The sequence below is a fragment of the Streptomyces sedi genome (genome assembly GCF_006335015.1).
Classification (GTDB): Bacteria; Actinomycetota; Actinomycetes; order Streptomycetales; family Streptomycetaceae; genus Streptomyces; species Streptomyces sedi.
In genome coordinates this window covers 122,831-145,525 of sequence record NZ_VDGT01000016.1, presented here as the reverse complement: position 1 = coordinate 145,525, position 22,695 = coordinate 122,831, and the positions used below count along the sequence as shown (strand labels likewise).

General features: G+C 71.6%; 14 protein-coding genes. 8 read left to right on the top strand and 6 right to left on the bottom strand.

Annotated elements, in window-relative coordinates; genetic code table 11:
• The first annotated feature begins 11 nt into the window (after window positions 1-11).
• From FH715_RS20440 to FH715_RS20420, 5 genes are all read left to right on the top strand, one after another.
• Window positions 12-3,689: a non-ribosomal peptide synthetase gene (locus tag FH715_RS20440; protein ID WP_211367718.1), complete on the top strand. Its 3,678-nt coding sequence runs from the start codon at window positions 12-14 to the stop codon at window positions 3,687-3,689.
• Window positions 3,686-10,825, top strand: coding sequence for an amino acid adenylation domain-containing protein (locus tag FH715_RS20435; protein ID WP_139647437.1), 7,140 nt, complete (start codon window positions 3,686-3,688; stop codon window positions 10,823-10,825). Before FH715_RS20440 ends, FH715_RS20435 begins: the two co-directional genes overlap by 4 nt.
• Before the next feature lie 140 nt (window positions 10,826-10,965).
• Window positions 10,966-11,193: an MbtH family protein gene (locus tag FH715_RS20430; RefSeq protein ID WP_139647435.1), complete on the top strand. Its 228-nt coding sequence runs from the start codon at window positions 10,966-10,968 to the stop codon at window positions 11,191-11,193.
• Between the two features lie 66 nt (window positions 11,194-11,259).
• Window positions 11,260-12,081, top strand: a complete 822-nt coding sequence (locus tag FH715_RS20425; protein WP_139647433.1) for an alpha/beta fold hydrolase — start codon at window positions 11,260-11,262, stop codon at window positions 12,079-12,081.
• A gap of 26 nt (window positions 12,082-12,107) precedes the next feature.
• Complete coding sequence (locus FH715_RS20420) at window positions 12,108-13,130, top strand: methyltransferase domain-containing protein (RefSeq protein WP_246108862.1); 1,023 nt, start codon at window positions 12,108-12,110, stop codon at window positions 13,128-13,130.
• Between the two features lie 154 nt (window positions 13,131-13,284).
• Here FH715_RS20420 and FH715_RS20415 read toward each other — a convergent pair whose 3' ends face one another.
• Complete coding sequence (locus FH715_RS20415) at window positions 13,285-13,860, bottom strand: hypothetical protein (protein ID WP_139647431.1); 576 nt, start codon at window positions 13,858-13,860, stop codon at window positions 13,285-13,287.
• Window positions 13,861-14,093: 233 nt separating this feature from the next.
• Between FH715_RS20415 and FH715_RS20410 the strand changes: the two genes are divergently transcribed.
• On the top strand, window positions 14,094-15,176 hold the full coding sequence (locus tag FH715_RS20410) for a BUD32 family EKC/KEOPS complex subunit (RefSeq protein ID WP_139647429.1): 1,083 nt from the start codon (window positions 14,094-14,096) through the stop codon (window positions 15,174-15,176).
• Between the two features lie 100 nt (window positions 15,177-15,276).
• Here the strand turns inward: FH715_RS20410 and FH715_RS20405 are convergent, their stop codons facing one another.
• Window positions 15,277-15,588: a hypothetical protein gene (locus FH715_RS20405; protein ID WP_246108861.1), complete on the bottom strand. Its 312-nt coding sequence runs from the start codon at window positions 15,586-15,588 to the stop codon at window positions 15,277-15,279.
• Between the two features lie 416 nt (window positions 15,589-16,004).
• On the opposite strand from FH715_RS20405, the gene FH715_RS20400 reads away from it, so the two are divergent.
• Window positions 16,005-16,733 (top strand): SMI1/KNR4 family protein, encoded by a 729-nt coding sequence (locus tag FH715_RS20400; protein ID WP_139647427.1) that lies wholly within the window; start codon window positions 16,005-16,007, stop codon window positions 16,731-16,733.
• A gap of 187 nt (window positions 16,734-16,920) precedes the next feature.
• Window positions 16,921-17,628: a bleomycin resistance protein gene (locus FH715_RS20395; protein ID WP_139647425.1), complete on the top strand. Its 708-nt coding sequence runs from the start codon at window positions 16,921-16,923 to the stop codon at window positions 17,626-17,628.
• A gap of 17 nt (window positions 17,629-17,645) precedes the next feature.
• Here the strand turns inward: FH715_RS20395 and FH715_RS20390 are convergent, their stop codons facing one another.
• The 4 genes from FH715_RS20390 to FH715_RS20375 form a co-directional block, all read right to left on the bottom strand.
• Window positions 17,646-17,960, bottom strand: a complete 315-nt coding sequence (locus FH715_RS20390) for a DUF6980 family protein (RefSeq protein ID WP_139647423.1) — start codon at window positions 17,958-17,960, stop codon at window positions 17,646-17,648.
• A 108-nt stretch (window positions 17,961-18,068) separates the two neighbouring features.
• The gene (locus FH715_RS20385) at window positions 18,069-18,689 is read right to left on the bottom strand and encodes a hypothetical protein (RefSeq protein ID WP_139647421.1); all 621 of its coding nucleotides are present in this window, start codon (window positions 18,687-18,689) and stop codon (window positions 18,069-18,071) included.
• Window positions 18,690-18,888: 199 nt separating this feature from the next.
• Window positions 18,889-20,484: an ABC transporter substrate-binding protein gene (locus FH715_RS20380; RefSeq protein ID WP_139647419.1), complete on the bottom strand. Its 1,596-nt coding sequence runs from the start codon at window positions 20,482-20,484 to the stop codon at window positions 18,889-18,891.
• Window positions 20,481-22,538 carry a hypothetical protein gene (locus FH715_RS20375; protein ID WP_139647417.1) on the bottom strand — a complete coding sequence of 686 codons (2,058 nt, stop codon included), beginning with the start codon at window positions 22,536-22,538 and terminating at the stop codon, window positions 20,481-20,483. The genes FH715_RS20380 and FH715_RS20375 overlap by 4 nt, the downstream gene beginning before the upstream one ends.
• Between the last annotated feature and the right edge of the window lie 157 nt (window positions 22,539-22,695).

Genomic DNA, 22,695 nt, shown 5'->3' with positions numbered 1-22,695 from the left:
GGGCGGTGGATTTGGATGCGTATGCGCATCAGGATGTGCCGTTTGAGCGTTTGGTGGATGCGTTGAGTCCTGAGCGGTCTCTTTCTCGGCATCCGTTGTTCCAGGTGATGTTGAATCTGGATGGTGTCGAGCGTGGTCGGGTGGAGGGGGCGTTGGAGGGCTTTGGTGGGGTGAGGGCGTCCGGAGTTTCTGTTCCGATGGGGGCGGCGAAGTTTGATCTGTCGTTCTCTTTCACGGAGAACGGGCGGACTGAGGGGCTTTTGGGTTCGCTGGAGTTCGCTGCTGATTTGTTTGATGAGGCGACCGCTCGTGGGTTGGCGGAGCGGTTCGTTGTGGTGTTGGGGCGGTTGGTGGATGGGGTGGATCGTCCGTTGAGTGGTGTGGGTGTGTTGGGTGTGGGTGAGCGGGAGTTGTTGCTTGGTTGGGGGCGTGGTGCCGCGAGTTCTGGGGGTGTGGGGTCGGTGGTGGAGTTGTTCGAGGAGCAGGTGGTGCGGGTGCCGGGTGCGGTGGCTGTGGTCGCGGGGGATGTGTCGCTGACCTACGGTGAGTTGAATGGGCGGGCGAATCGTCTGGCTGCGGTGTTGCGGTCGCGTGGTGCGGGGCCGGAGCGGTTTGTCGCTGTCGCGTTGCCGCGTGGTGCGGACATGGTGGTGGCGCTGCTGGCGGTGTTGAAGTCGGGGGCGGGGTATCTGCCGTTGGATGTGGCCTATCCGCGGGAGCGGTTGGCGTTCATGGTCGAGGACGCTGGACCCGTCGCGGTGGTCACTCTCACGGGGGTGGAGGTTCCCGGCGTGCTGGAACGGGTCGAGCTGGACGACCCGGCGATCGTCGCGGAACTCGACAACGCGCCGGTGGGCAATGCGGCGCGGGAGTTCTCATTGATGCGTGCGGCGTATGTGATCTACACCTCGGGTTCTACTGGTAGGCCCAAGGGTGTTGTTGTTTCGCATGAGGGTGTGGCGAACTTGATGGGCTGGGTGCGTGAGGGGGTGGGTGTTGAGTTGATGCGTCGGGTGGTGGCGTCAACTTCGTTGAGTTTCGATGTGTCGGTGTTTGAGTTGTTTGGGCCGTTGGTGGTAGGGGGTTCGGTGTGGGTGGTGGATGATCTGTTGTCGTTGGCGGAGCGTGGGTGGTCGGCGAGTTTGGTGAGTGGGGTTCCGTCGGCGTTCTCGCGTGTGGTGGAGGCGGGGGTTGGTGGTGAGGCCGATGCGGTGTTCCTGGCGGGTGAGGCGTTGACCGCTCGGGATGTGAAGGCGATTCGCGGGGCGCTGCCGGACGCGGCGATAGCGAATGTGTATGGGCCGACCGAGACCACCGTGTATGCCACGTTCTGGCGGGACGGCGGTGGCATGGGGAACGCGGCTCCTATCGGGCAGCCTCTGCGGAACACCCGGGTGTTTGTGTTGGACGGGTTCTTGAGTCCTGTTCCGGTGGGTGTGGTGGGGGAGTTGTATGTCGCGGGTGCCGGTCTGGCGCGCGGATATTTCGGTAGGGCGGGGTTGACGGCGGAGCGGTTTGTGGCGTGTCCGTTTGGTGGGGTGGGGGAGCGGATGTATCGGACGGGGGATTTGGTGCGGTGGCGGGCGGACGGGAATTTGGAGTTTGTGGGGCGTGCGGATGATCAGGTGAAGGTGCGGGGTTTCCGTATTGAGTTGGGTGAGGTTGAGGCGGCGGTTTCCGCGTTCCCGGGTGTGGAACGTGCTGTGGTCGTGGTGAGGGAGGACCGGCCGGGGGATCGGCGGATCGTTGCTTATGTGGTGCCGGAGAACGGTGTGGGGGTTGATGAGCGTGAGTTGTTGCTGGCGGTGGGGCGTCGTGTGCCGGATTACATGGTGCCGTCTGCGGTGGTGGTGTTGGAGGTGGTGCCGTTGTCGGTGAATGGGAAGGTGGATCGGGGGGCGTTGCCGGTGCCGGGTGTGGTGTCGGGTGAGGTGTTTGTGGCGCCGGGTGGTGCGGTGGAGGAGTTGTGGTGTGGGTTGTTTGCTGAGGTTCTTGGGGTGGAGCGGGTGGGTGTTGATGATGGGTTCTTCGCGTTGGGTGGGGACAGTATTTTGTCGATTCAGTTGGTGGGGCGGGCGCGTGCGGCGGGGGTGGTGGTGAGTGTGCGGCAGGTTTTTGAGTGTCGGACTCCGCGTGAACTCGCCGCCGCTGCCTCGACCGAGAATGTGGGGGCGTTTGAGGGGGTTGCTGGTGAGGTGGGGGCGTTGCCGGTGGTGTCGTGGCTTGCTGAGCGTGGCGAGGGTGTGGGTGGTTATAACCAGTCGGTGGTGGTGGGGACTCCGGCGGGGATGGGTTGGGGGCAGTTGTGCGAGGTTGTTGACGCGGTGGTGGGGCGGCATGAGGCGTGGCGGTCGCGGTGGGAGCGTCGGGGGGATGGTCGGTGGGCGGTCACCTTCACCGACGCCGATGAGATCCGTGCGGAGGAGTGGTTGGAACGCCGTGCGGTTGGGCCGGATGTGGGTGTGGGGGTGGTGCGGGCGGCGGCCGAGTCGTGCCGTCGCGGGTTGGATGTGGGGTCGGGTCGGGTCGTGAAGGGCGTCTGGTTCGACCGCGGGCCGGAGTGTGGTGGGTTGTTGGTGTTGGTGGCGCATCATCTGGTGGTTGATGGGGTGTCGTGGCGGATCGTGCTGGGTGATTTGGCGTTGGCGTGGGAGCGGGTGCGTGTCGGTGGGGTGGTGGAGTTGCCGGCGGTGGGGACGTCGTTGCGGGCGTGGGCCGGGCTCATCGAGGCGCGGGCGGCCGAGCGTGAAGGGGAGCTGGAGCGTTGGGAGGGGGTGGTGGCTGGTGGGGATGAGTTGATCGCGGCGCGGCGTGTCGACCCGGTGTCCGATCGTTATGCCGTTCGCCAGTCCCACACCGTCTCCCTTCCTGCGGAGGTGGCGTCCGCTCTCTTGTCGCGGGTGTCGGAGGTGGGTGTGCAGGAGGTGTTGTTGGCTGGGTTGGGGTTGGCGGTTGGGCGGTGGCGTCCGCGTGCGGAGGTGTTGGTGGAGGTTGAGGGGCATGGTCGGGTGGAGGACCTGGCGGTGGGGGTGGATCTGTCGCGGACGGTGGGGTGGTTCACCAGCATCTATCCGGTTCGTCTTCCCGCGTCGGAGTCGGGTGAGGGGGCCGGTGGTGTGTTGCGGGAGGTTACCGAGCGTCTCGCGGAGGTGCCGGACGGGGGACTCGGTTACGGGATGCTGCGTTACACCAATCCCGAGACGCGGGCCCGTCTGGCGGCACACCCCGCACCGCAGATCCTCTTCAACTACCTCGGCCGCATCACCGTCTCCGGCGAAACCGAAACCGAAACCGAAACCGACGCCAACACCGCCACCGACACGGACGCCGTCGAGGAACAGGTCACCGACTGGCTTCCCGTTAGCGGCCCCTACGCCGTCGGCGCCGGACAGGACAACGACCTGCCCCTGACCCACACGCTCGAAGTCAACGCCCTCACCCTCGACACCCCCGAAGGGCCCCGCCTCCGCCTGACCTGCTCCTGGCCCAGCACCCTCCTGACCCCGACCGACATCGACCACCTCACCCACCACTGGACCACCGCACTCCACACCCTCACCACCACCCAGGAGCCGGCGGCCCCGGACATCGCCCCGGAGCCCCCGACCGCCCCCGGCGACCTGAACCTCGCGGGGTTGTCCCCGGCCGAGATCGACATGCTTGAGGCCGATTGGAAGGAGCAGTCATGACACGAGGCGGAGTAGAGGACCTCCTTCCGCTCACCCCGCTTCAGGAAGGAATGCTGTTCCACAGCGCCTACGACGAGCGGTCGACCGATGTCTACACCGTCCAGGTCGTCATCGATCTGGAGGGCCCGCTCGACGCGGCGGCGCTGCGTCGGGCCGCCGAGGCGCTGCTGCGCCGACACGCCAACCTGCGGGCGGGGTTCCGCTACGAGGGGCTCCAGAAAGCGGTGCAGCTCATCCACCGGCAGGTCGATGTCCCCTGGCGCGAGGCCGACTTGCGGCAGTCGCCGGAGGCCGACCGCGAGGCGGAGCTCGATCGGCTGCTGCACGAGCAACGGTGGGAGAGGTTCGATCTCACCCGCCCGCCGTTGGTGCGTTTCCTGCTGGCGCGTACCGGGCCCGAACGGTACTGCTTCGGGCTGACGGTCCACCACATCCTGGTCGACGGGTGGTCGATGCCGCGGCTGCTGCGCGAACTGCTCACGCTGTACCGGGACGCCGACGGAGCGGAGCTGCCGCCGGTCCGTCCGTTCCGGGACTACCTGTCGTGGCTGGCCGGTCGTGACCGGGAGGAGGCCGGGCGGGCCTGGTCGCGTGCCCTGGCGGGGCTGGACGGGGCGACCCTGGTGGCGCCGGGCGCGGAGCGGGTCGCCGAGCCGCCCGAGTGGGCGGAGACCGAGGTCGAGCCGGGGCTCGCGGGGGCGCTGGTGGACCGGGCCCGCGAGCTCGGCGTCACGTTGAACACCGTCGTACAGGCCGCCTGGGCCCTCACGCTCGGTCGCGTCACGGGGCGGGACGACGTGGTGTTCGGGGTGACGGTCTCCGGGCGGCCCGCCGAGCTCGTCGGCGTCGGCGACATGGTGGGGCTGTTCATCAACACCCTTCCGCTGCGCGCCACGCTCCGGCCGCGGGAGTCGCTGCGGGACTTCGTGCTGCGGCTGCGCGACGAGCAGACGCGGCTGCTGGACCACCAGTACGAGCGGCTCGCCGAGATCCAGCGCACGGCGGGGGTGGGCGAACTGTTCGACAGCGTCATGGTGTTCGAGAACTACCCCGTCGTGGCCTCCGACGACGGCACGGGGCCGGCGACCCCCGGCCCCCGGGTGGCGAACGTGCGGGTGCGGGACGCGATGCACTACCCGCTCGGGCTGCTGGTGCTGCCCGGCCCGCCGCTGCGGCTGCGCCTCGGCTACCGGCCCAGCGCGCTGCGGGCGGAGGAGGTCGACGTGATCACCGGCCGGCTGCTCCGGGTGCTCCGGGCCGTGGCCGACGCCCCCGAACGGCCGGTCGGTCGGGTCGACGTGCTGGACGACGCCGAGCGGACCCGGGTGCTGAGCGGCCTCAACGACAGCGGCCGTGACGTGCCGGCGACGACCCTGCCCGCGCTGTTCGAGGCGCGGGTGGCGCGCACCCCGGACCGGCCCGCGGTCGCCGACGCCGGCGGCGAGATGACGTACGCCGAACTCAACGCGCGCGCCAACCGTCTCGCCCGCCATCTCGTCGCGCGGGGCGTCGGCCCCGAGCGGTTCGTGGCGCTGCTGCTGCCGAGAAAGCCCGCGTTCGTCGTCGCCGCCCTGGCGGTGATGAAGGCCGGCGCCGCCTACCTTCCGGTGGATCCCGAGTACCCCGAGGACCGGGTGGCGTATCTGCTGGCCGACGCCGAACCGGCGTTCGTGCTGACCGACGCCGCTCACCGCGGGCGGCTGCCCGCCGGCGCGGCCCGGCCGTTCACGCTGGACGACCCGGCCCTGAACGAACAGCTCAGCGCCCTGCCCGACCACGACCTGACCGACGGGGAACGGGCCGCGCCGCTGCGCCCCGAGCATCCCGCCTACGCGATCTACACCTCCGGTTCCACCGGCCGCCCCAAGGGCGTTCTCGTTCCGCACCGGCCGTTCGTCGGCTATCTGCTGCGGGCCGTCGAGGAGTACCCGGAGGCGGCGGAACGGGCGTTCGTCCACTCACCGGTCTCCTTCGACCTCACGGTCGGTGCCCTGTACGCCCCGCTGGTCAGCGGCGGCTGTGTGCGGCTCGGGGCACTCGACGCGGAGACCGTGCTCGCCCCCGGCGAGCCGGGGCCGACCTTCATGAAGGCGACCCCCAGCCATCTGGCGCTACTCGACGCCCTGCCCGACCGGGTGGCGCCGTCGGGCGCGCTCACCCTCGGCGGCGAGCAGTTGCTCGGCGAGACGGTGGACCCCTGGCGGCAGCGGCACCCGGACGTGACGGTGTTCAACGTCTACGGCCCGACCGAGACGACGATCAACTGCGCCGAGTACCGCGTCGCCCCCGGAACACCGCTGCCGCCAGGGCCGGTGCCCATCGGCCGCCCCCTGTGGAACACCCGCCTCTACGTCCTCGGCAGCGGGCTGCTGCCGGTGCCGCCGGGTGTCGTCGGCGAACTGTATGTCGCGGGCGACGGCCTGTCGCGCGGCTACGTCAACCGGCCGGGCATGACGGCCGAGCGCTTCGTGGCCTGCCCGTTCGGGGCCCCCGGGGAACGGATGTACCGGACGGGCGACCTGGTGCGGTGGCGCGCGGACGGCAACCTGGAGTATGTCGGCCGCGCCGACGACCAGGTCAAGGTGCGGGGCTTCCGGATCGAGCTCGGCGAGGTCGAGGCGGCGCTGGCGGCCCATCCGAGGGTGTCCCGCGCCGTGGTGACGGTCCGTGAGGAACGGTCGGGTGACGCGCGGCTCGTCGCCTATGTCGTGCCCGCCGGTGAGGAGGCGGACGGCAGGGAACTGGCGGCGTTCGCCGCCGAGCGGCTCCCGGACCACATGGTGCCCTCGGCGGTCGTGACGCTCCGCGAGGTGCCGCTGTCGCCCAACGGCAAGGTGGATCGGGCCCGGCTCCCCGCGCCGGACGCCGACTCGGGCGTGCGGTACCGGGCGCCGCGCTCGCCGCGGGAGGAGGCCGTCTGCGGGCTGTTCACCGAGGTGCTCGGCGTGGAACGGGTAGGCGTCGACGACGACTTCTTCGCGCTGGGCGGCCACTCGCTGCTCGCGGTCCGCCTGGTGTCACGCGTGCGGTCGGCCCTCGACGTGGAACTCCCGGTGCGGGCGCTGTTCGACGCCCCCACGCCCGCCGCGCTGTGCGGCGGGATCGAGGGGGCGAGGCGCGGCCGGACCCCGCTGGAGGCGGGGTCGCGTCCGGCGGCGGTGCCGCTGTCGTTCGCCCAACAGCGCCTGTGGTTCCTCCACAAACTGGAGGGGCCGAGCGCCGTCTACAACATCCCGCTGGCACTGCGTCTGCGTGGGCGCCTCGACGTGGCGGCGCTGGAGGCGGCGGTCAACGACGTGGTGGGCCGGCACGAGAGCCTGCGCACCGTCGTGGCCGAGACTCCCGAGCCGAGTCAGCGCGTGCTCGGCGAGGGGGACCCGCGCGTGAGGATCGCGTTGGCGCCCGCCGCGACCACGAGCGACGACGTGCGCGAGGAACTGGCCCGCCTCGCCCGGCGCCCCTTCGACCTGGCGACGGACATCCCCCTGCGGGCGGCGCTGTTCGCGCTCGGCGCCGAGGAACACGTGCTGGCCCTGGTCGTCCACCACATCTCCAGCGACTGGTGGTCACGCCGACCGCTGCTGCGGGACATGTCCCGCGCGTACGCGGCGCGGCTGCGCGGCGCGCCGCCCGCCTTCGGGGAACTGCCCGCGCAGTACGCGGACTACGCCGTGTGGCAGCGGCGGATGCTCGGCGACGGATCGGACCGGGACAGTCTGCTGTCCGCCCAGCTCGACCACTGGCGCGGCGCCCTCGCCGACCTGCCGGAGGAACTGCCGCTGCCCGTCGACCGGCCCCGGGGCCGCACCGCGGGGCGGCGCGGCGCGCAGCACCGCTTCACCGTCCCCGGGGCGCTGCACCGCGACGTGACCACGCTGGCCAGGACCAGCGGGTCGACGGTGTTCATGGTGGTGCGGGCGGCGCTGGCGACGCTGCTGACCCGGCTGGGCGCGGGCGAGGACATCCCGATCGGGACGCCGATCGCCGGGCGGACGGACGAGGCCACCGAGGACCTCGTGGGGTTCTTCGTCAACACCCTGGTGCTGCGGGCCGACACCTCGGGCGACCCCACGTTCCGTGAGCTGCTGGCACGGGTGAGGACCGCGGACCTGGCCGCCTACGACCACCAGGACCTGCCGTTCGAGGTGCTGGTGGAGTCCCTCAACCCGGTGCGTTCGCTCGCGCGCCATCCGCTCTTCCAGGTCATGCTGTCCTTCCAGAACGCGGCGGAGGCGGCGGACGCCGCGGACGGCCGCGCGCCCGTTCCGCTGCCCGGCCTGGATGTCACCGTCGAGCCGCTGGACGCGGGCGTCGCCAAGTTCGACCTCGCCTTCGGCCTGGCCGAGCGCTACGGCGCGGCGGGCGAACCCGCCGGGCTCGTCGGCACCGTCGAGTACAGCGCCGACCTCTTCGACGCGGGAACGGTGGAGCACCTCGCCGAGAGCCTGGTGCGGCTGCTGACCGCCGCGGTCGCCGCGCCCCGCACCCCGCTGAGCGAGCTGGAGATCCTCACCCCCCAGCAGCGTCACGATGTGCTCGTCCGCCACAACGCCACCGCGGCCCCCGTCCCCGCGGCGACCCTGCCCGCACTGTTCGAGGCGCAGGCCGCCGCCACGCCCGGGCGGGTCGCGGTGGAGGACGCCGGGCGTGGCGGGTCGCCGTCGACCCTCACCTACGCCGAGCTGAACGAGCGGGCCGACCGGCTGGCGCGGCTGCTGGCCGCCCGCGGGGCGGGCCCCGAGCGCCGGGTCGCCCTCGCCGTGCCGCGCTCCGTGGAACTGCTGGTCGCCTGGCTGGCCGTGCTCAGGTCCGGCGCGGCGTGCGTACCGATCGACCCCGCCTACCCGGCCGACCGCGTCGCCCGGCTCATGGCGGACTCGGCGCCGGCCCTCACCGTGGCGACGGAGCGGACCCGCGAAGCCCTGGGCGAGCCGCCGTCCGCCCTGCTCGTCCTCGACGACCGGGAGGTCCGCGCCGAGCTGGAACGCGTCGACCTCACCGCGCCGCCCCCGCCGGGACCGCTGCCGGCGCACCCCGCGTACGTGATCTACACCTCCGGCTCCACGGGCCGGCCCAAGGGCGTGGTCGTTCCCCACGAGGGGATACCGAGCATGGCCGCCACCCAGCGGGAGGCGCTGCGCGTCGGCCCGGGCGACCGGGTGCTCCAGCTCGTCTCGACCAGCTTCGACGCGTCGGTCTGGGACCTGTGCGCGGCCGTGCTGTCCGGCGCCACCCTGGTGTTCGGCCCGGACGAAGGGCTGGCCGGCGAGGACCTGGCCGTCGCCGTGCGCGAGTTGGGCATCACGCATCTCACGCTGCCGCCCGCCGCGCTCACCGCCGTGCCGGCCGGTTCGCTGCCCCCCTCGGTGACGCTGACCGTCACCGGAGACGTGTGCGGGCCGCAGCTCGTCGAACGCTGGGCGGGCGGCGGCAGGCGGATGCTGAACGGCTACGGCCCGACGGAGGTCACCGTCGGCGCGACCTACGCGGTGTGCGGCGCCGGACAGGGGCCGGGGCCGGTGCCCATCGGCCTGCCGTGGGTCAACCAGCGGGTGTATCTGCTCGACGGGCGGCTGCGGCCGGTGCCCCCCGGCTGCGTCGGGGAGCTGTATGTCGCCGGCACCGGGCTGGCCCGCGGCTACCTCCAGCAGGCCGGGGCGACGGCGGCCCGCTTCGTCGCCGACCCCTACGGCGCGCCGGGGGACCGCATGTACCGCACCGGCGACCTGGCCCGGCGCCGCGCGGACGGGCGGGTGCAGTTCGTCGGCCGGGCGGATGCGCAGGTCAAGCTGCGCGGCTTCCGGGTCGAGCCGGGCGAGGTGGAGGCGGTGCTGCGCGAGCATCCGGCGGTCGAGGACGCGGTGGTGACCATCCGTGGGGAGGGAGCGGACCAGCGGCTGGTCGTTCACGTCGGCGCCCCCGCCACCCCGCCGCCGCACCCGCGCGAGCTGCGGGCCCACGCCGCGGCGCGGCTCCCCGGCCATCTGGTGCCGTCCGCGGTGGTCGTCCTGCCCGCACTGCCGACGACCGTGAACGGGAAGGTCGACCGGCGGGCTCTGCCGGAGCCGCCGCGTACCCCGGCCGGGACCGGGCGGGCACCCGCCTCGCCCCGGGAGCAGGTGCTGTGCGAGCTGTTCGCGCAGGTACTCGACCGGGACGCCGTCGGCGTCGACGACGGCTTCTTCGACCTCGGCGGCCACTCGCTGCTCGCCACCCGCCTGGTCTCCCGGGTCTGCGAGGTCCTGGGCGCGGACATCACGGTGCGCGATCTGTTCGAGGCGCCGACGCCCGCCGCCCTGGCCCTGGTCTGCGCGGCCGGCGACCGGACCGATCCGTTCGACGTGCTGCTGCCGCTGCGGGCGGCCGGCACCGCCCCGCCACTGTTCTGCGTGCACGCCGGCATGGGGCTGAGCTGGGGCTACGCCGGCCTGCTGGGACACCTCGACCCGTCGGTGCCCGTCCACGGCCTGCAGGCCAGGGGCATCGCCCGCCCGGCGCCGCTGCCGGGCAGCGTCGAGGAGATGGCCGCCGACTACGTGGAGCGGCTGCGCGCGGTGCGACCGCACGGGCCCTACCGCCTGCTCGGCTGGTCCTTCGGAGGGCTGGTGGCCCACGCCATGTCCGTGCTGCTTCAGGAACAGGGCGCCGAGGTGGAACTGCTGGTGCTGCTCGACGCCTACCCCGTGCTGCCGGAACACCGCGGCGGGACCGTCGACGAGCGGCGCGTCGTCGGTGACCACCTGCGCGCCATGGGCCTGGAGGTCGACGACGCCGAGCTGGAAGGCGACGCCTGGCTGCCGGACCTGACGCGGCTGCTGCGGCGCACCGGGGCGCCCGCGGCCAACCTGGGGGAGGCGGAGCTGCTGGCGATGAGGGACGTCTACCTCAACAACGCGCGGCTGACGAGGGCGTTCGCTCCCGGCAGGTTCAAGGGCGACCCGCTGCTCTTCGCGTCGGCCCCGGCGGCGGGCCAGGAGCCGGGAGCGCGGGCGCGGCTGTGGGACCCGCACGTGACCGGCGCGGTCGAGACCCGCGTGCTCGACTGCGCCCACGAGGAGATGACCACCCCGGCGGCGCTCGCCGAGATCGGCCGAGCCGTCGCGGAACGGCTCGCCCCGCCCCCGCCGGGGAGGTGACGGCCGAGACAGCGGCCCGCGGCGAACGCACAGCCGTCCGGCCGCCGTTCAGCGGGCCACCGACCGACCACCGAGCGACACCGACCGACCACCGACCGATCACCCGACCGCGCATCCAGCGTAAGAAGGAGCGGAGCCCGATGACGAACCCCTTTGAGGACGAGTCCGGTACCTACCTGGTGCTCGTCAACGACGAGGGCCAGCACTCGATCTGGCCGTCGTTCATCGACGCCCCGGCGGGCTGGACCGTCGCGTTCGGGGAGAGCGGCCGGCAGGAGTGCCTCGACTACGTGGACGAGCACTGGACCGACATGCGTCCGGCCAGCCTCGTCCGGGAGATGGAACGCGAGGCCCCCGCCAACGGCTGACGACGGCCGGTGCGGGGGACCACGGCCGGTGGCGCGGCTGCCGGTGAACGACAGGAAGGGAACGACGTGCCGACAGCCGACGTCAACGGCATCCGCGTGTCCTACGAGGACACCGGGGCCGGGCCCCCCGTGGTGCTGATCTCCGGCACCGGGGCCAACGGCCGGGAATGGGACCTGCACCAGGTCCCGGCCCTCACCGCCGCCGGACACCGGGTGGTGACCTTCAGCAACCGGGGGGTGCCGCCGACCGACGAGTGCCCCGAGGGGTTCACCGTCGACGATCTCGTCGCCGACACGGCGGCCCTGATCGAGCACGTGGTGGGCGGTCCGAGCGCGGTCGTCGGCACCTCCCTGGGCGCGTACGTGGCGCAGGAACTGACGCTGGCCCGCCCCGAGCTGGTGACCAGAGCCGTGTTCATGGCCACCCGGGGCCGCGGCGACATCCTCGCGGACGCCAGGGCGCAGGCGGAGATCGCCCTGCACGACAGCGGGATCACGCTGCCCCCGCGGTACGCCGCCGTCACCCGGGCGATGCGGAACCTGTCCCCGCACACGCTGCGGGACGCCCAACTGGTCGCCGACTGGCTCGACCTCTTCGAGATGTCCAAGGACGGCGGCCCGGGCGTGCGCGCCCAACTCGCGCTGGACCGGCACCCGGACCGGCTGCCCGCGTACGGCGCCATCACCGTGCCCTGCCGCGTCATCGCCTTCGAGGACGACCTGCTCGCGCCGCCGCACCTCGGCCGTGAGGTCGCCGAGGCGGTGCCCGGAGCCGACTTCCACGTCGTGCCGCGGTGCGGCCACTACGGATACCTGGAGAACCCGACCGCCGTGAACGACGAGCTGTGCGCGTTCCTGCGCGCCGGCCGACCGGGCGGTGACCGATGACCCCTCACACGCGCGAAGGAAAGAACGTGGCCGACCGGCTCGGCGTCACCAGCCCCCGCACCTACCTCCCGCACATGACCCTCCACGACTACCACCTCTACATGAAGGAGGCCCACCCGGCGACGGCCGAACTGCTGGACACCGAGCGGCTGGCGGCCACCGAACACGAGCGGTGGCTCGTCGAGGGCAACGAGTTCGACGACGACGAGACCGGCCGGGGCGGCTCGTACCGCCGCGCGCAGGCCCAGGGCGAGGCCCGCAGGACCGGCATCACCGAGCTGTTCCGGATGCTGGGCGGCCCCGACGCCGCCGGCATGGGAACCGTCCTCGACGTCCTGGGCGGCGAGGGACTCCTCAGCAGGGTGTGGCGGGACCTTCGCGGCGTCCCCGCCACCGCACCCGTGCCGCTGATCACCGGCGACATCAGCGGCGGCATGGTGGCCGCCGCGCTGCGCGGCGGACTGCCCGCCGTGCGGCAGCGAGCCGACCGGCTGCTGCTGCGCGACGGCACCATGAACGGCGTGCTCGTCGGGTACGGCACGCACCACATACCGCGCGCCCAACGGCCCGCGATGGCCGCCGAGGCATGGCGCGTCCTCGCCCCCGGCGGGCGGCTGGTCGTCCACGACTTCGCCGAGGGCTCGCCGGTCGCGCGCTGGTTCGGCGAGGTGGTGCATCCCTGGTCGCGTGCCGGGCACGACTACGACCACTTCACCAGGGACGAACTGACCAGCCTCCTCACCCGCGCCGGATTCGAGGAGGTGACCGTGGAGGAGATGTACGACCCGGTGATCCTCACCGCGGACACCGGCGAGTCCGCGCTGGCCGCCCTCGTCTCGTACATGACCTCGATGTACGGGCTGGAGCCGGCCTCGCCCGGCCGGGAACCGGCAGCCGCCGTGGAACGGGCGCTGCGGGAGGTCTTCACCTACCCCGCGTCCACACTGCCCGCGTCCGCCGTCCCCGAGGTCACCGTCCGCGCCGACGGACCCCGCTTCCGCGCCGAGCTACCCCGCGTGGCGCTGGTGGCCCGCGGCCACAAACCCTGAAGCCGCCGCCCGGCGCACCCGGGCCCACGACCCGCCCCACGACGCGTCGCGGGGCGGGTGCGGCCCGCCCCGACAGGCGGGTCCCTCGGGTCCCTGACGAACGGCGTGGAGGCCCCGGTCGAACGGGGGAGGGGACGCGCGATCCCCGGACCCCTCAGAGCTTGCCCGCCACGAGGACCGTGCGATGCCCCCCGAGCGCGCGTGAGAGGCCGTCGAGAAAGCCGGGGCTGAAGTCCGGCCAGTCCCAGAACTCGAAACCGAGATACCCGAAGGCGAAGTAGCCGTCCGACCAGGCCCACGCGGTCAGGTCACCGGGGCGCCGACAACGCGGGCACGTGACCGCCGCGTTGCCCGTGTCGCTCCAGTCGCCGATGGCCTCACCGAAGGGCTCCCAGGCACCCTCGATCTCCTCCAGCCGGTCGGTGTGGAAATCCGCCCGGCCGGCGCAGTGCGGGCACACCGCGAACCTGGGGTCGCCCTGGCCGCAGTGGAACACGGTGCGGTCGGTCTCGATGCTGAGCCCGCCGCTGGGCTCCCAGTCCTCCTGGTCGACCGCCCTGGCCCAGGAGGGACCGGGCGGATGTCCCCACGGCGCCCCGAGAACGCAGTCGGTGCGCTCGGCCCGCACTATCCCCTCTCTGACCAGCCAGTCGAGTCCGCTGTCTGCCAGGGCCCCGGAGTCCGCCTGCGTGGCGTCGAGATCGACGACGGTCTGGAAGTAGTTCCCCATGAGGCAACAGTAGAACCGGCCACCGACAGCCCGTCACGCACGGCTTCCACCACCCGCCGCGGCGCATCGCCCGCCGACAACCGCGCCGCCACCGGGGCGTGGTGGCGGCCGTCCTGAACCACCCGGAACCGTGACCGCCCCCGACGTGGCAGGGTGGGGGCAACTCCTGCCCGGCGTGCGCGGAGCGCGCCACGGGCAGGCACCCGACCGGAGGCACAGTGACTCGTCCTGACATGTCACGCGGCGCCCGCCTGGCCGCCCACGGCGCCGTGTCCACCTCGCTCGCGCTGCGCGGTGACCGCGAACTGCGCGCACTCGTGGACGCGGCCACCCCGATCGGTTCCGGCATCGGCGGGAGGACACTGCTGCTGGAGGTCGACGGAACCCCGGTCTTCGTCAAGCAGGTGCCCCTGACCGATCTGGAGCGACGACCCGAGAACGTCCACTCCACGGCGAACCTGTTCGGGATGCCCTCCTACTGCCGGTACGGTGTCGGCCCCGTCTGCAGCCCGGGCTTCGGCGCCTGGCGGGAGCTGGCCGTGCACGCCATGACCACGAACTGGGTGATCGCCGGAGACTACGAGGGCTTCCCGCTGACCTACCACTGGAGAGTGCTGCCAGGCGCCGAACAGCCGCTTCCCGAGGAACTGGCCGACGTGGAAGGGGTTGTCGACTTCTGGGGAGAGCGATCCGGGATACGCCGCCGCGTCGAGGCCCTCCGGCAGTCCACGGCGAGCCTCGTGCTGTTCCTGGAGTACATCCCGCAAACGCTGCACGACTGGCTGGGAGTCCAGTTCGCAACCGGTGACGAGGCGGCCGAGCGGGCCTGCGCGATGGTGGACGACGCACTCGAAGCCGGCACCTCGTTCATGAACGCTCACGGGCTGTCGCACTTCGACGCCCACTTCCAGAACATCCTCACCGACGGCCAGCGGCTGTACTTCGCCGACTACGGCCTCGCGGCCTCCTCCCGTTTCGCACTCGCACCGGACGAGGCCGACTTCCACGCCCGGCACCGGAGTTACGACCGCTGCTACACGGCCTCCTACTTCGTGCACTGGCTGGTCAGCGCCCTGTACGGGTACGGATACGGAACGGACGACCGCGCGGCGCTGGTGCGCGGCTGGGCCGAGGGCGAACGTCCCACAGGAGTCCCGGAGACGATCGCGGCGATCCTGACGCGCTACGCGTCGCTCTCCACGGTGATGTGGGACTTCATCCGCACACTTCGCGAGGAGAACAGGGAGGCCCCCTTCCCGCTGGAGGCAATCCGCCGGATGGGGCCGGTGGCCGGACCGACGCGCCTCCCCTCCTGACGACCGCACACCCCACGTCGTCCGCACCGAAGGAGGAACAGCCCCAGTTACTTCCCTCGCCATGGGTGGTTCCGTACCGGACGGCGCCTCTGGGAGGGAGTCAGTCCCACGCGTTGAAGAGGACTCCGCCCAACGTGGTCACGCGGTGAAGACGGATCTCGTGCCACTCGTCATGTGTGAGCACCGAGGTGTCCACGGCGGAGAGCGGTGTGGCGAGTTGTTCGCCGCTCAGGACCGTGAAGGCCGCGTCGGTGAAGACGTGAGCCCACGGCGGCGGCGAGAGGAAGTCCTCTCCGTACCCGTCCCGCCGTGCCCTGGCGAACGCGACCCACGGGTAGTGGGCGTGACACAGGACAATGTTCTCGCCTTCGCGTCCGACGACCGTCGCGGTATGGAAGGTCCGGGGGTACACCCGTTCCTCCACCTCACCTACCTCGCCTCCGGCGGCGCGGGCAGCGGCATGCAGAGCGGCGCGGAACGCTCGCGGTTCGGTCTCCGGGAGCGGACCGTCCCTCGGCCGGAAGAAGCCTGTCGCGCCTCGCGGCAGCGTGAAACCGGTGCCCTCCTCGCTGACCATGCCACTGATTCTGCCTGGTGCGAGGGATGCGCCTCGCCGGTGGCGACGACTCCAGGGAACGGTGGAGTGGGGACGGTCAGACGACCTGGTCGGACCACCCCGGCCTGGCGGCGACCGGCCGCTGAAAGGGGACGTTCCATGCCGGTGGCTTGGCTTGGCTTGGTCGAGTGCGGAGAACGGACGTTGAGCAACCGGTTCGAGAGAGTTCGGACAGGGCGTGGGCCGTAGGCCGCGACGGATAGCGTCATGGCATGACACGTGAGTTCGATCTTGCCGCCTCCCTCGTCGGCGGTGTCGGGGGACGCGGCGGCGCCTGGGAGTTCATCCGGGGCTTCGCCGAGCGGTGGGTCAGCCCCTTGAAGAGCGTCGACGGGTGGTCGGAGGCCGATCTGGCCGCAGCCGAGGAGAGGCTCGGAGTGCCGCTTCCGGCCGCGTTGCGCGAGGCGTATCTGTTGTTCGGACGCCGCCGGGATCTGAACAGCAACTACGACGTGCTCCTCGGGCCGGCCGAACTCCACGTGGACGACGCCGGGGAGGCCCTGGTCTTCCGACATGAGAATCAAGGCGCGGCATCTTGGGGCATTCTCCTCGACTGCCTTCGGGAAGACGACCCGGCGGTGTTCAGCCGGACTGATCTGGTGGACAAGAGTGCCGAGCGTTGGGAGGGCTGGATGGAGCGCCTCTCCCTGTACTTCGTCGAGATCGTTCTGTCCGAATCCCTGCATGTCGATGAAGAGCTCTGCGACTTCCTTGACGCCGACGGGCCCGATGTCGAGTCGCTGGAGAGGAACTTCGTCCGGCTGCCGTTCCCGGTGTATCCCCTCGGTGATGAGGAGAACGGAAGCCGGTGGTTCCTGGGCCAGGACGTCCTGCTGCGCGACGACGCCGGCGCAGCCATTCTTGCCCGCGGCCGGACGACGGAAGACCTCGACCGCGCTCGGGCCCTGATCCCGGGAGACTGGATCAACGACTACCGCTGACCACGATCCAAGCCGCGTCCGCCCGGCTGTCGAGACCGGGGGCATCGCGGGGACCGCCGTGCGGCTCGGGCAGGTCGTGGTGAGACGGTCGGCGACGGCCGCGATCAGCCGAGCGCCGGTCGGCCATGGCCTCAGGCGACGGGCGAAGCCACTTCCCCTCCTAGTCAAGTTTGACTAGTGTGGAGGTATGGCCGAGAAGACGATCCCCCTGCTCCCGTGTCAGACCATCCAGCCCGTCATCGACTTCTACACGGCTCTCGGTTTCGAGGTGACCTTCCTGCAGAAGAGCCCCAATCCGTTCGCGGCTGTCGAGCGAGGTGACATCGGGCTCCAGTTCTTCGGTATGAGGAAGTACGACCCCAGCCAGTCGTACAGCACGTGCTACGTCCTCACCGATGACGTGGACGGGCTGTACGGGGCGTTCCGAGCCGGGCTCAAGGCCGCGTACGGGAGGATCCCGAGCCGGGGCATCCCGCGGCTCGGGCCGCTGAAGGACATGTCCTACGGGGTGCGGCAGTTCCTGATGACCGACCCCGGCGGCAACTGCGTCCGGGTCGGGCAGCCCACCAGCGGGGACCCGCGCCACCGACCCGCCCCCGAGGAGACCTTCGCGCGGGCGTTGCACCACGCCACGCTCTTCGCCGACTCCAAGGAGGACCTGGCGGGTGCGGCGCGGATCATCGACCGGGCGCTCGCCCGGGAGGGCGAGCGGCCGACACCCACGCAGCTCGTGCGCCTCCTCGTCCTGCGCGGCGACGTGGCCGGGCGGCTCGATGACGGGACGACGGCGGCGTCCGCGCTGAGGGAGGCCGCCGCGGTGCGACTCACCGAAGAGGAACGGCGGTCGGTCAGCGGTGATCTGGAGAGGCTGAGAGATCTGTCGGAAGTGGACTGAAACGCGCCACTGCCGCGCTACTCCCGGCGTGGGAAGGCGAGCCAGCGGGCATCCTGGAACTCGGCGGGGACCTCGTCCCCCCACGGATCGATCCCGCGGCGTTCCAACTCGTCGAACCAACGGTCCCGTTGCGACTCGGGGAGGCGCCGTCCGCACCAGGGGCAGAAGCCGATCGTGACGCTCGACGTGCCGCCGTCATGGATGATCAGTCCGTACTCCTGGAACCTGGCGCTGAAGCCAACCAGCGCGTCGGGACAGGAGAAGGAGGTGTCGTGCTGGTCGCAGCGCACGTTCACGCGGTCGGCCATCGCCTCGCAGCAGTGACTGGTCATGACCTCGGCTTCCCGTCGTCCGGCACTACGACCGGAAGTAGACCATGGACCGTGCGGAACGCCGGGTGGCACGTGGGGAGCGGTGCCGATACACGGTCGATGCACGCCTTAGCCGCGGCGGAACCTCCGCGCGATGACCGGTGAGAACAGCAGGGCAACGCCGGCGGCCAGGAAGAGGAGTCCGCCGGGTCGGTTGCCGGCCGGGACGTCGTCGGCGAAGAGGATCGCGAAGCCGGCCACGATGGAGAAGAGGCCGAACACCTGCAGGCGCCTCAGGGTGGGGGAGTCGGGGATCCGGTCCGCGAGCCGCCTGCGCGAGGCGGCGGGAGCCGGCGCCTCGGGTGCGGACGCGCTGGCGGGGCGCCGGTAGGTGCGGACGGTGGGGCTGTCGCCGCCGCCGACGAAGACGCGGATCTCGTGGTGGGTCCGGTGGACGTACCAACTGCGGCCGGGCACGTGCACGGACGGGTCCTGCGGGAGGGCCGGGAGGTCTCTCAACTGCTCGGCGGCTTCGGGCTCGCGGTGGTCCAGGTGCTGCTGGAGCGCGTCCCGCGCCTCGGCGGCCGTCGCCCAGGTCTGTCTGCTGAACTGGACCCGCTCACCCCGGACATGCGCCCACCCCAGTAGTCCCTCGTGGCCGAGCCTCCGTTGTGCACCGCTGCGCTCCTTCGTCTTCGGGCGGCGCCGGGTAGACGCCCGCCAGACCCGCGAGACTGCCGATGGTGACATCCCCGCCGCCTGGCCGGGAGTCCCGGTGACCGAGGCCCCCCGAACCGCTCCTCGACGACCTGGACCGCCTGGCCCACCAGCCGAGCGATCAGTCCTGGGGGCGGCGGCTCCAGGACACACGGCCTCGGCCGCAGGCCAGGCTGGGGGAGGTCTCGGCCAGGAGCTGGCCGCCGCCATCGATGTCGTCGGCGTGACGGAGTCACTCCCGGGCGTTGGGGATCGGGCAGTTGGCCTCCGGCGCCGCGCCGGTCGGCCAGGCCAACCCTTCGAAGCGGATGCCCCGTTCGGCGGGGTCGAGCCTCACGATGGAGACCGCCTTGTTGTACGACCGTCCGTAGGCGTCGAGGCAGATCCAACCACTGGCACCGTGGATGAAGTTGCCTGGGTCACCGTGCATCCGCGACCAGGCGTTCGCCACCGCGTCCAGGGGCGGGATCGCGCTCTCGGACGTCACCGAGTTCCGGACGCCCGCCACGGCGGTCGTCACCGCGTCGTACATCGTGATCGCCCGCGAGTCCGACAGGTCGAGCTCGGTCAGTTCCACCTCGTCTCGCAGCTGGCGCAGCCGGCTGAAGTCCTCCTCCGAACCCCCGGTGGCCGGCGCCTCCCCGGAGGTCCAGGCGTCCGGGTGGGCGTTGCTGGTGTACCGCACCGTCACGCCTCCGCTCTCCAACCCCTCCCAGTCGAGCTTCTCGTCGGTGATGAGCGTGGAGGCCCCGGAGATCGTGATCACCTGGTACTCCTTGTCCTGACAGCCGCGTCCGACCAGCGCGTTCACGAAGAGCCTGAGCTGGACATTGCGCCCGGCGAAATACACGGTGTCCACGTCGGTCATGTTGCAGATGCTGTTGACCATGGCCTGGAACTCGTTGGCGAGATTGCCCTCGTCGTTGATGTTCGGCGGGGAGCGGAACGTCTCGGGGGCGTGCGCCGCGTCCCGTGTTCGTTCCTGGTACACCTCCCGCAGTGAACCGATGTAGTCGTCCTCCTCGCGCAGATCCTCGACCAGGAGTGTGCGCGAGGGTTCGATGTCGCCGAAGAAGGACGCCAGCGCCGCCGCCTGGTCGCTGTTGTCGGCGATCACTCTCGCCAGCCCCGGGTACGACCCCTCCGCGTCGTTCTCCAGGCCGTCCGCGGTGAGGGGGCCCACGACCACCGGGATGCCGTGGCCGCGGGTGAGTTCCCGCACCGCCGCGCCGGTCTCGTCGGTGCTGACGTTGAGCCCGGTGACGACGCGCAGCCGCTCCTGTGACGAGTCCGCCAGTTCGGCGAGCCGGTCGGTCACGACGGACCACTGCTCGCTGTGTTCCCCGGTGTTGCCCACGACGAGACGAATGCCGGGCCGTTCCGCCTCCCGGTTGGCGCGGTACTGCGCGAGATAGGCGCCCTGCAACTCCGAGACCATCTGCTGCTGTTCGATGGCGTCGGGCGAGGTGAAGGGCAGGATGAACGCCACCGTCACATACGGCGCCTCCTCCTCGGCCCACGCGCGTTCCACCCGCTCGTTCTCCGCCTTGACCAGGTCCAGCGACTCCTTGAGGTAGTCGGCGAAGACATACGAGCCGTCCGTGACGCCCACGCACTCCCCGCCCTCGGTCTTCCGGACGATGCCCTCGTCCTCGTCGCAGGTCAGGTCGGGAAGTACGAGGCTGACGACGCCCCATCCGCCCGCGAACACGAGGGCGAGGGAGAGCAGGATTCCGATCGCCCGCAGGCGGCGCCGGGTCTTCCACCCCAGGTCGTTCCACCGGCGCCGCAGCTTCGCCCACGACTCCCGTCCCGTCGATGGCCTCACGGTTCGACTCCTCTCGGTGGCGGCAGGTGGGGCGCCTGAACTCCCCTTCTCAGCGCGCCGTACCAGACCCTGGCGAGGGCCTCGATGACGCCCCGCTCTCTGTTGTGGGAGTGCAGTTGCACCGAGACGTGGTGGAACGTGTCGGGCAGTTCGTCGGCAGTGGGCACCGGCGCGAGCGGGCCGCTGTGCCGCCAGACGTAGATCACCAGGCGTCGGACCATGTCGTGCGCCTCCCGGTGGTGCACGGTCTCGCAGGAGGGGCATCCCAGGCCGTCGTCGGTCACCGGCACCACCCCGGCGGGCGGCCTCGGCGCCGCGCAGATCGCGTTGACGGCGGCGAGCCACTCCTCGGGGCCGCTCCTGGTCAGCCGGTGGTGCAGACAGCGCACGACACTGGCCAGATCGTTCAGGGCGAGCGTGTGGTGGAGGTACGGCACGCTGTGCTCCGCCGCGCCCGGCGGCAGCTCCCCGCGGTTGTACAACGACCGCAGGAACAGATGCGTGTGGGTCCACCGATCGGCCGCCTCCTCCGACGCCGATGCCGACGCCGTCAGGCGGTGCAGCAACAGGGCCCGCAGCCCCTGGTCCGCCACGAACGGCGCGCGGCCCTCGACGAGTTCCCCCGAGGGCCAGGGCCAGGGGCGTTGGTGCCAGTGGGCGGCGGCCAACTCCCTGCTCAGCGCGACGAAACGCGCCTCCGCCTCCAACGGCGTCCGGACGCGCGGCGGGGTCCTGGCGCGCCAGAGCCTGTGGGCCGCCCTGGCATCCAGGGCGGGGGCCAGCAGCGTCAGGTCCTCGCGCGTGTGCGCCTCCGGAAGCAGGCGCAGCAGCAACTCGTCCGCATACGACCCGGCGTCGCCGGTCGTCCCCGGGGCCGGCGAAAGGCCGTGCTCGCCCCTCGCCGCGTCCACCAGATGGCGCACGCATCCGGCCCGCCCCGCGCTGAACCGCGCCACCGGCCACTGGAGGGAGGCGGGCAGGCCGCGCCCGGTGAGCATGGCGCGGATGTTCTTCTGGGACAGGGGCGGCAGGGCCAGCCGCACCGCCCCGCCGTCCGGCCAGCCCTGGCCGAGCAGCGCCAGCGGGCCGGGCCGAGGCTCCCGCCCGTCGTCGAGCTGGGTGGCCACGACGACGGGACGCGTGGTGACCACGTCGTAGTGCGGGAGCAGGAGCCGGAGGAGGGCGCGTCCCGGCTCGGCGTGGACGTTGTCCAGCAGGATCAACGGCCGCTTCGCGCCGTTGCCCAGCCGCTTTCTGGTGTAGTAGGCGTCGATGTCGTCGAGGAAGGCCGCGACCAGGTCCTCCTCGGCGTCGATCCTGGTGTCCTCGTCGCGGAACTGCGCGTGGAAGGCGATCAGGAGCCAGAGGTTGCTGCTGTGGTGGACGCCCCTGCGGCGCATCCGCGCGCCCCACCAGGAGAACGGTGCCTCGTCCAGCCCCGTGGACTCCAGCAGCGGCCTGGCGGTGTCGACGACGAGGCCGGAGATCCCCTCGGGCAGCCCGGTCACGGCTCCCAGATGGGTGACCAGCACGTCGAAGAGGGCGGCGAAACGCCGCCTGCGCTCGCGCCGTGAGGCGTTCGGCTGCATCTGCTCCAGCCACGTGCCCAGGCGCTCCAGTTCCCTGCGGTAGTCGGCGGGCAGCACACCCTCCTCGCCCTCGTCCCCTTCACCGCCCTCCTCGTCCTCCCCCGACGCGTCGGAGCGGAGGGGGCGCCAGGCGGTCGCCATCAACAGGCCGAGCGACAGACGGGGGAACTCGATGCGGTGCATACCGGGGACGTCGGCGCCCAGCCGTGCCGCCAGCAGGAAGAGCAGATGGGTCACCAGGGAACCGGTGCTGCCGACATGCGCTCTGACGTCGGCGAGCCCAGGCTGACCGAAGCCCGGATGGGCCAGGTCCACCGAGGCCGTCGGCGTGCGCCCGGTGTACTGGGCCTCCAGGTCGCGGAGTACGGCACTCTTGCCGCTGAGCCGGCCTCCCAGCAGTTGGACGACCGGACCGGGGACCGGCTTACCGCGCGGCGCCTCGGGATGGTCGTTTCCGAGGACCATGCGGGGCACCAGCAGCCCGGTCAGGGGTGTGAGGCCGTACAGAGGTTCCGATAAACCATCCGGAGAATTCGATCGCGCGTTCACCACTCTCCCCCTCGCCGCGTGCCCCCGAAGGCATCCTAGTGTTTCCCATGTTGTCCGGGTCGGGTCCCGGAGA

Bases quoted from the DNA above. Each gene is read 5' to 3' on its own strand.
- FH715_RS20390 (WP_139647423.1), bottom strand. From the start codon at position 17,960: ATGACCAGTCACTGCTGCGAGGCGATGGCCGACCGCGTGAACGTGCGC.
- FH715_RS20410 (WP_139647429.1), top strand. From the start codon at position 14,094: ATGTCACGCGGCGCCCGCCTGGCCGCCCACGGCGCCGTGTCCACCTCG.
- FH715_RS20395 (WP_139647425.1), top strand. From the start codon at position 16,921: ATGGCCGAGAAGACGATCCCCCTGCTCCCGTGTCAGACCATCCAGCCC.
- FH715_RS20430 (WP_139647435.1), top strand. From the start codon at position 10,966: ATGACGAACCCCTTTGAGGACGAGTCCGGTACCTACCTGGTGCTCGTC.
- FH715_RS20415 (WP_139647431.1), bottom strand. From the start codon at position 13,860: ATGGGGAACTACTTCCAGACCGTCGTCGATCTCGACGCCACGCAGGCG.
- FH715_RS20400 (WP_139647427.1), top strand. From the start codon at position 16,005: ATGACACGTGAGTTCGATCTTGCCGCCTCCCTCGTCGGCGGTGTCGGG.
- FH715_RS20375 (WP_139647417.1), bottom strand. From the start codon at position 22,538: ATGGTCCTCGGAAACGACCATCCCGAGGCGCCGCGCGGTAAGCCGGTC.
- FH715_RS20435 (WP_139647437.1), top strand. From the start codon at position 3,686: ATGACACGAGGCGGAGTAGAGGACCTCCTTCCGCTCACCCCGCTTCAG.
- FH715_RS20385 (WP_139647421.1), bottom strand. From the start codon at position 18,689: ATGTCACCATCGGCAGTCTCGCGGGTCTGGCGGGCGTCTACCCGGCGC.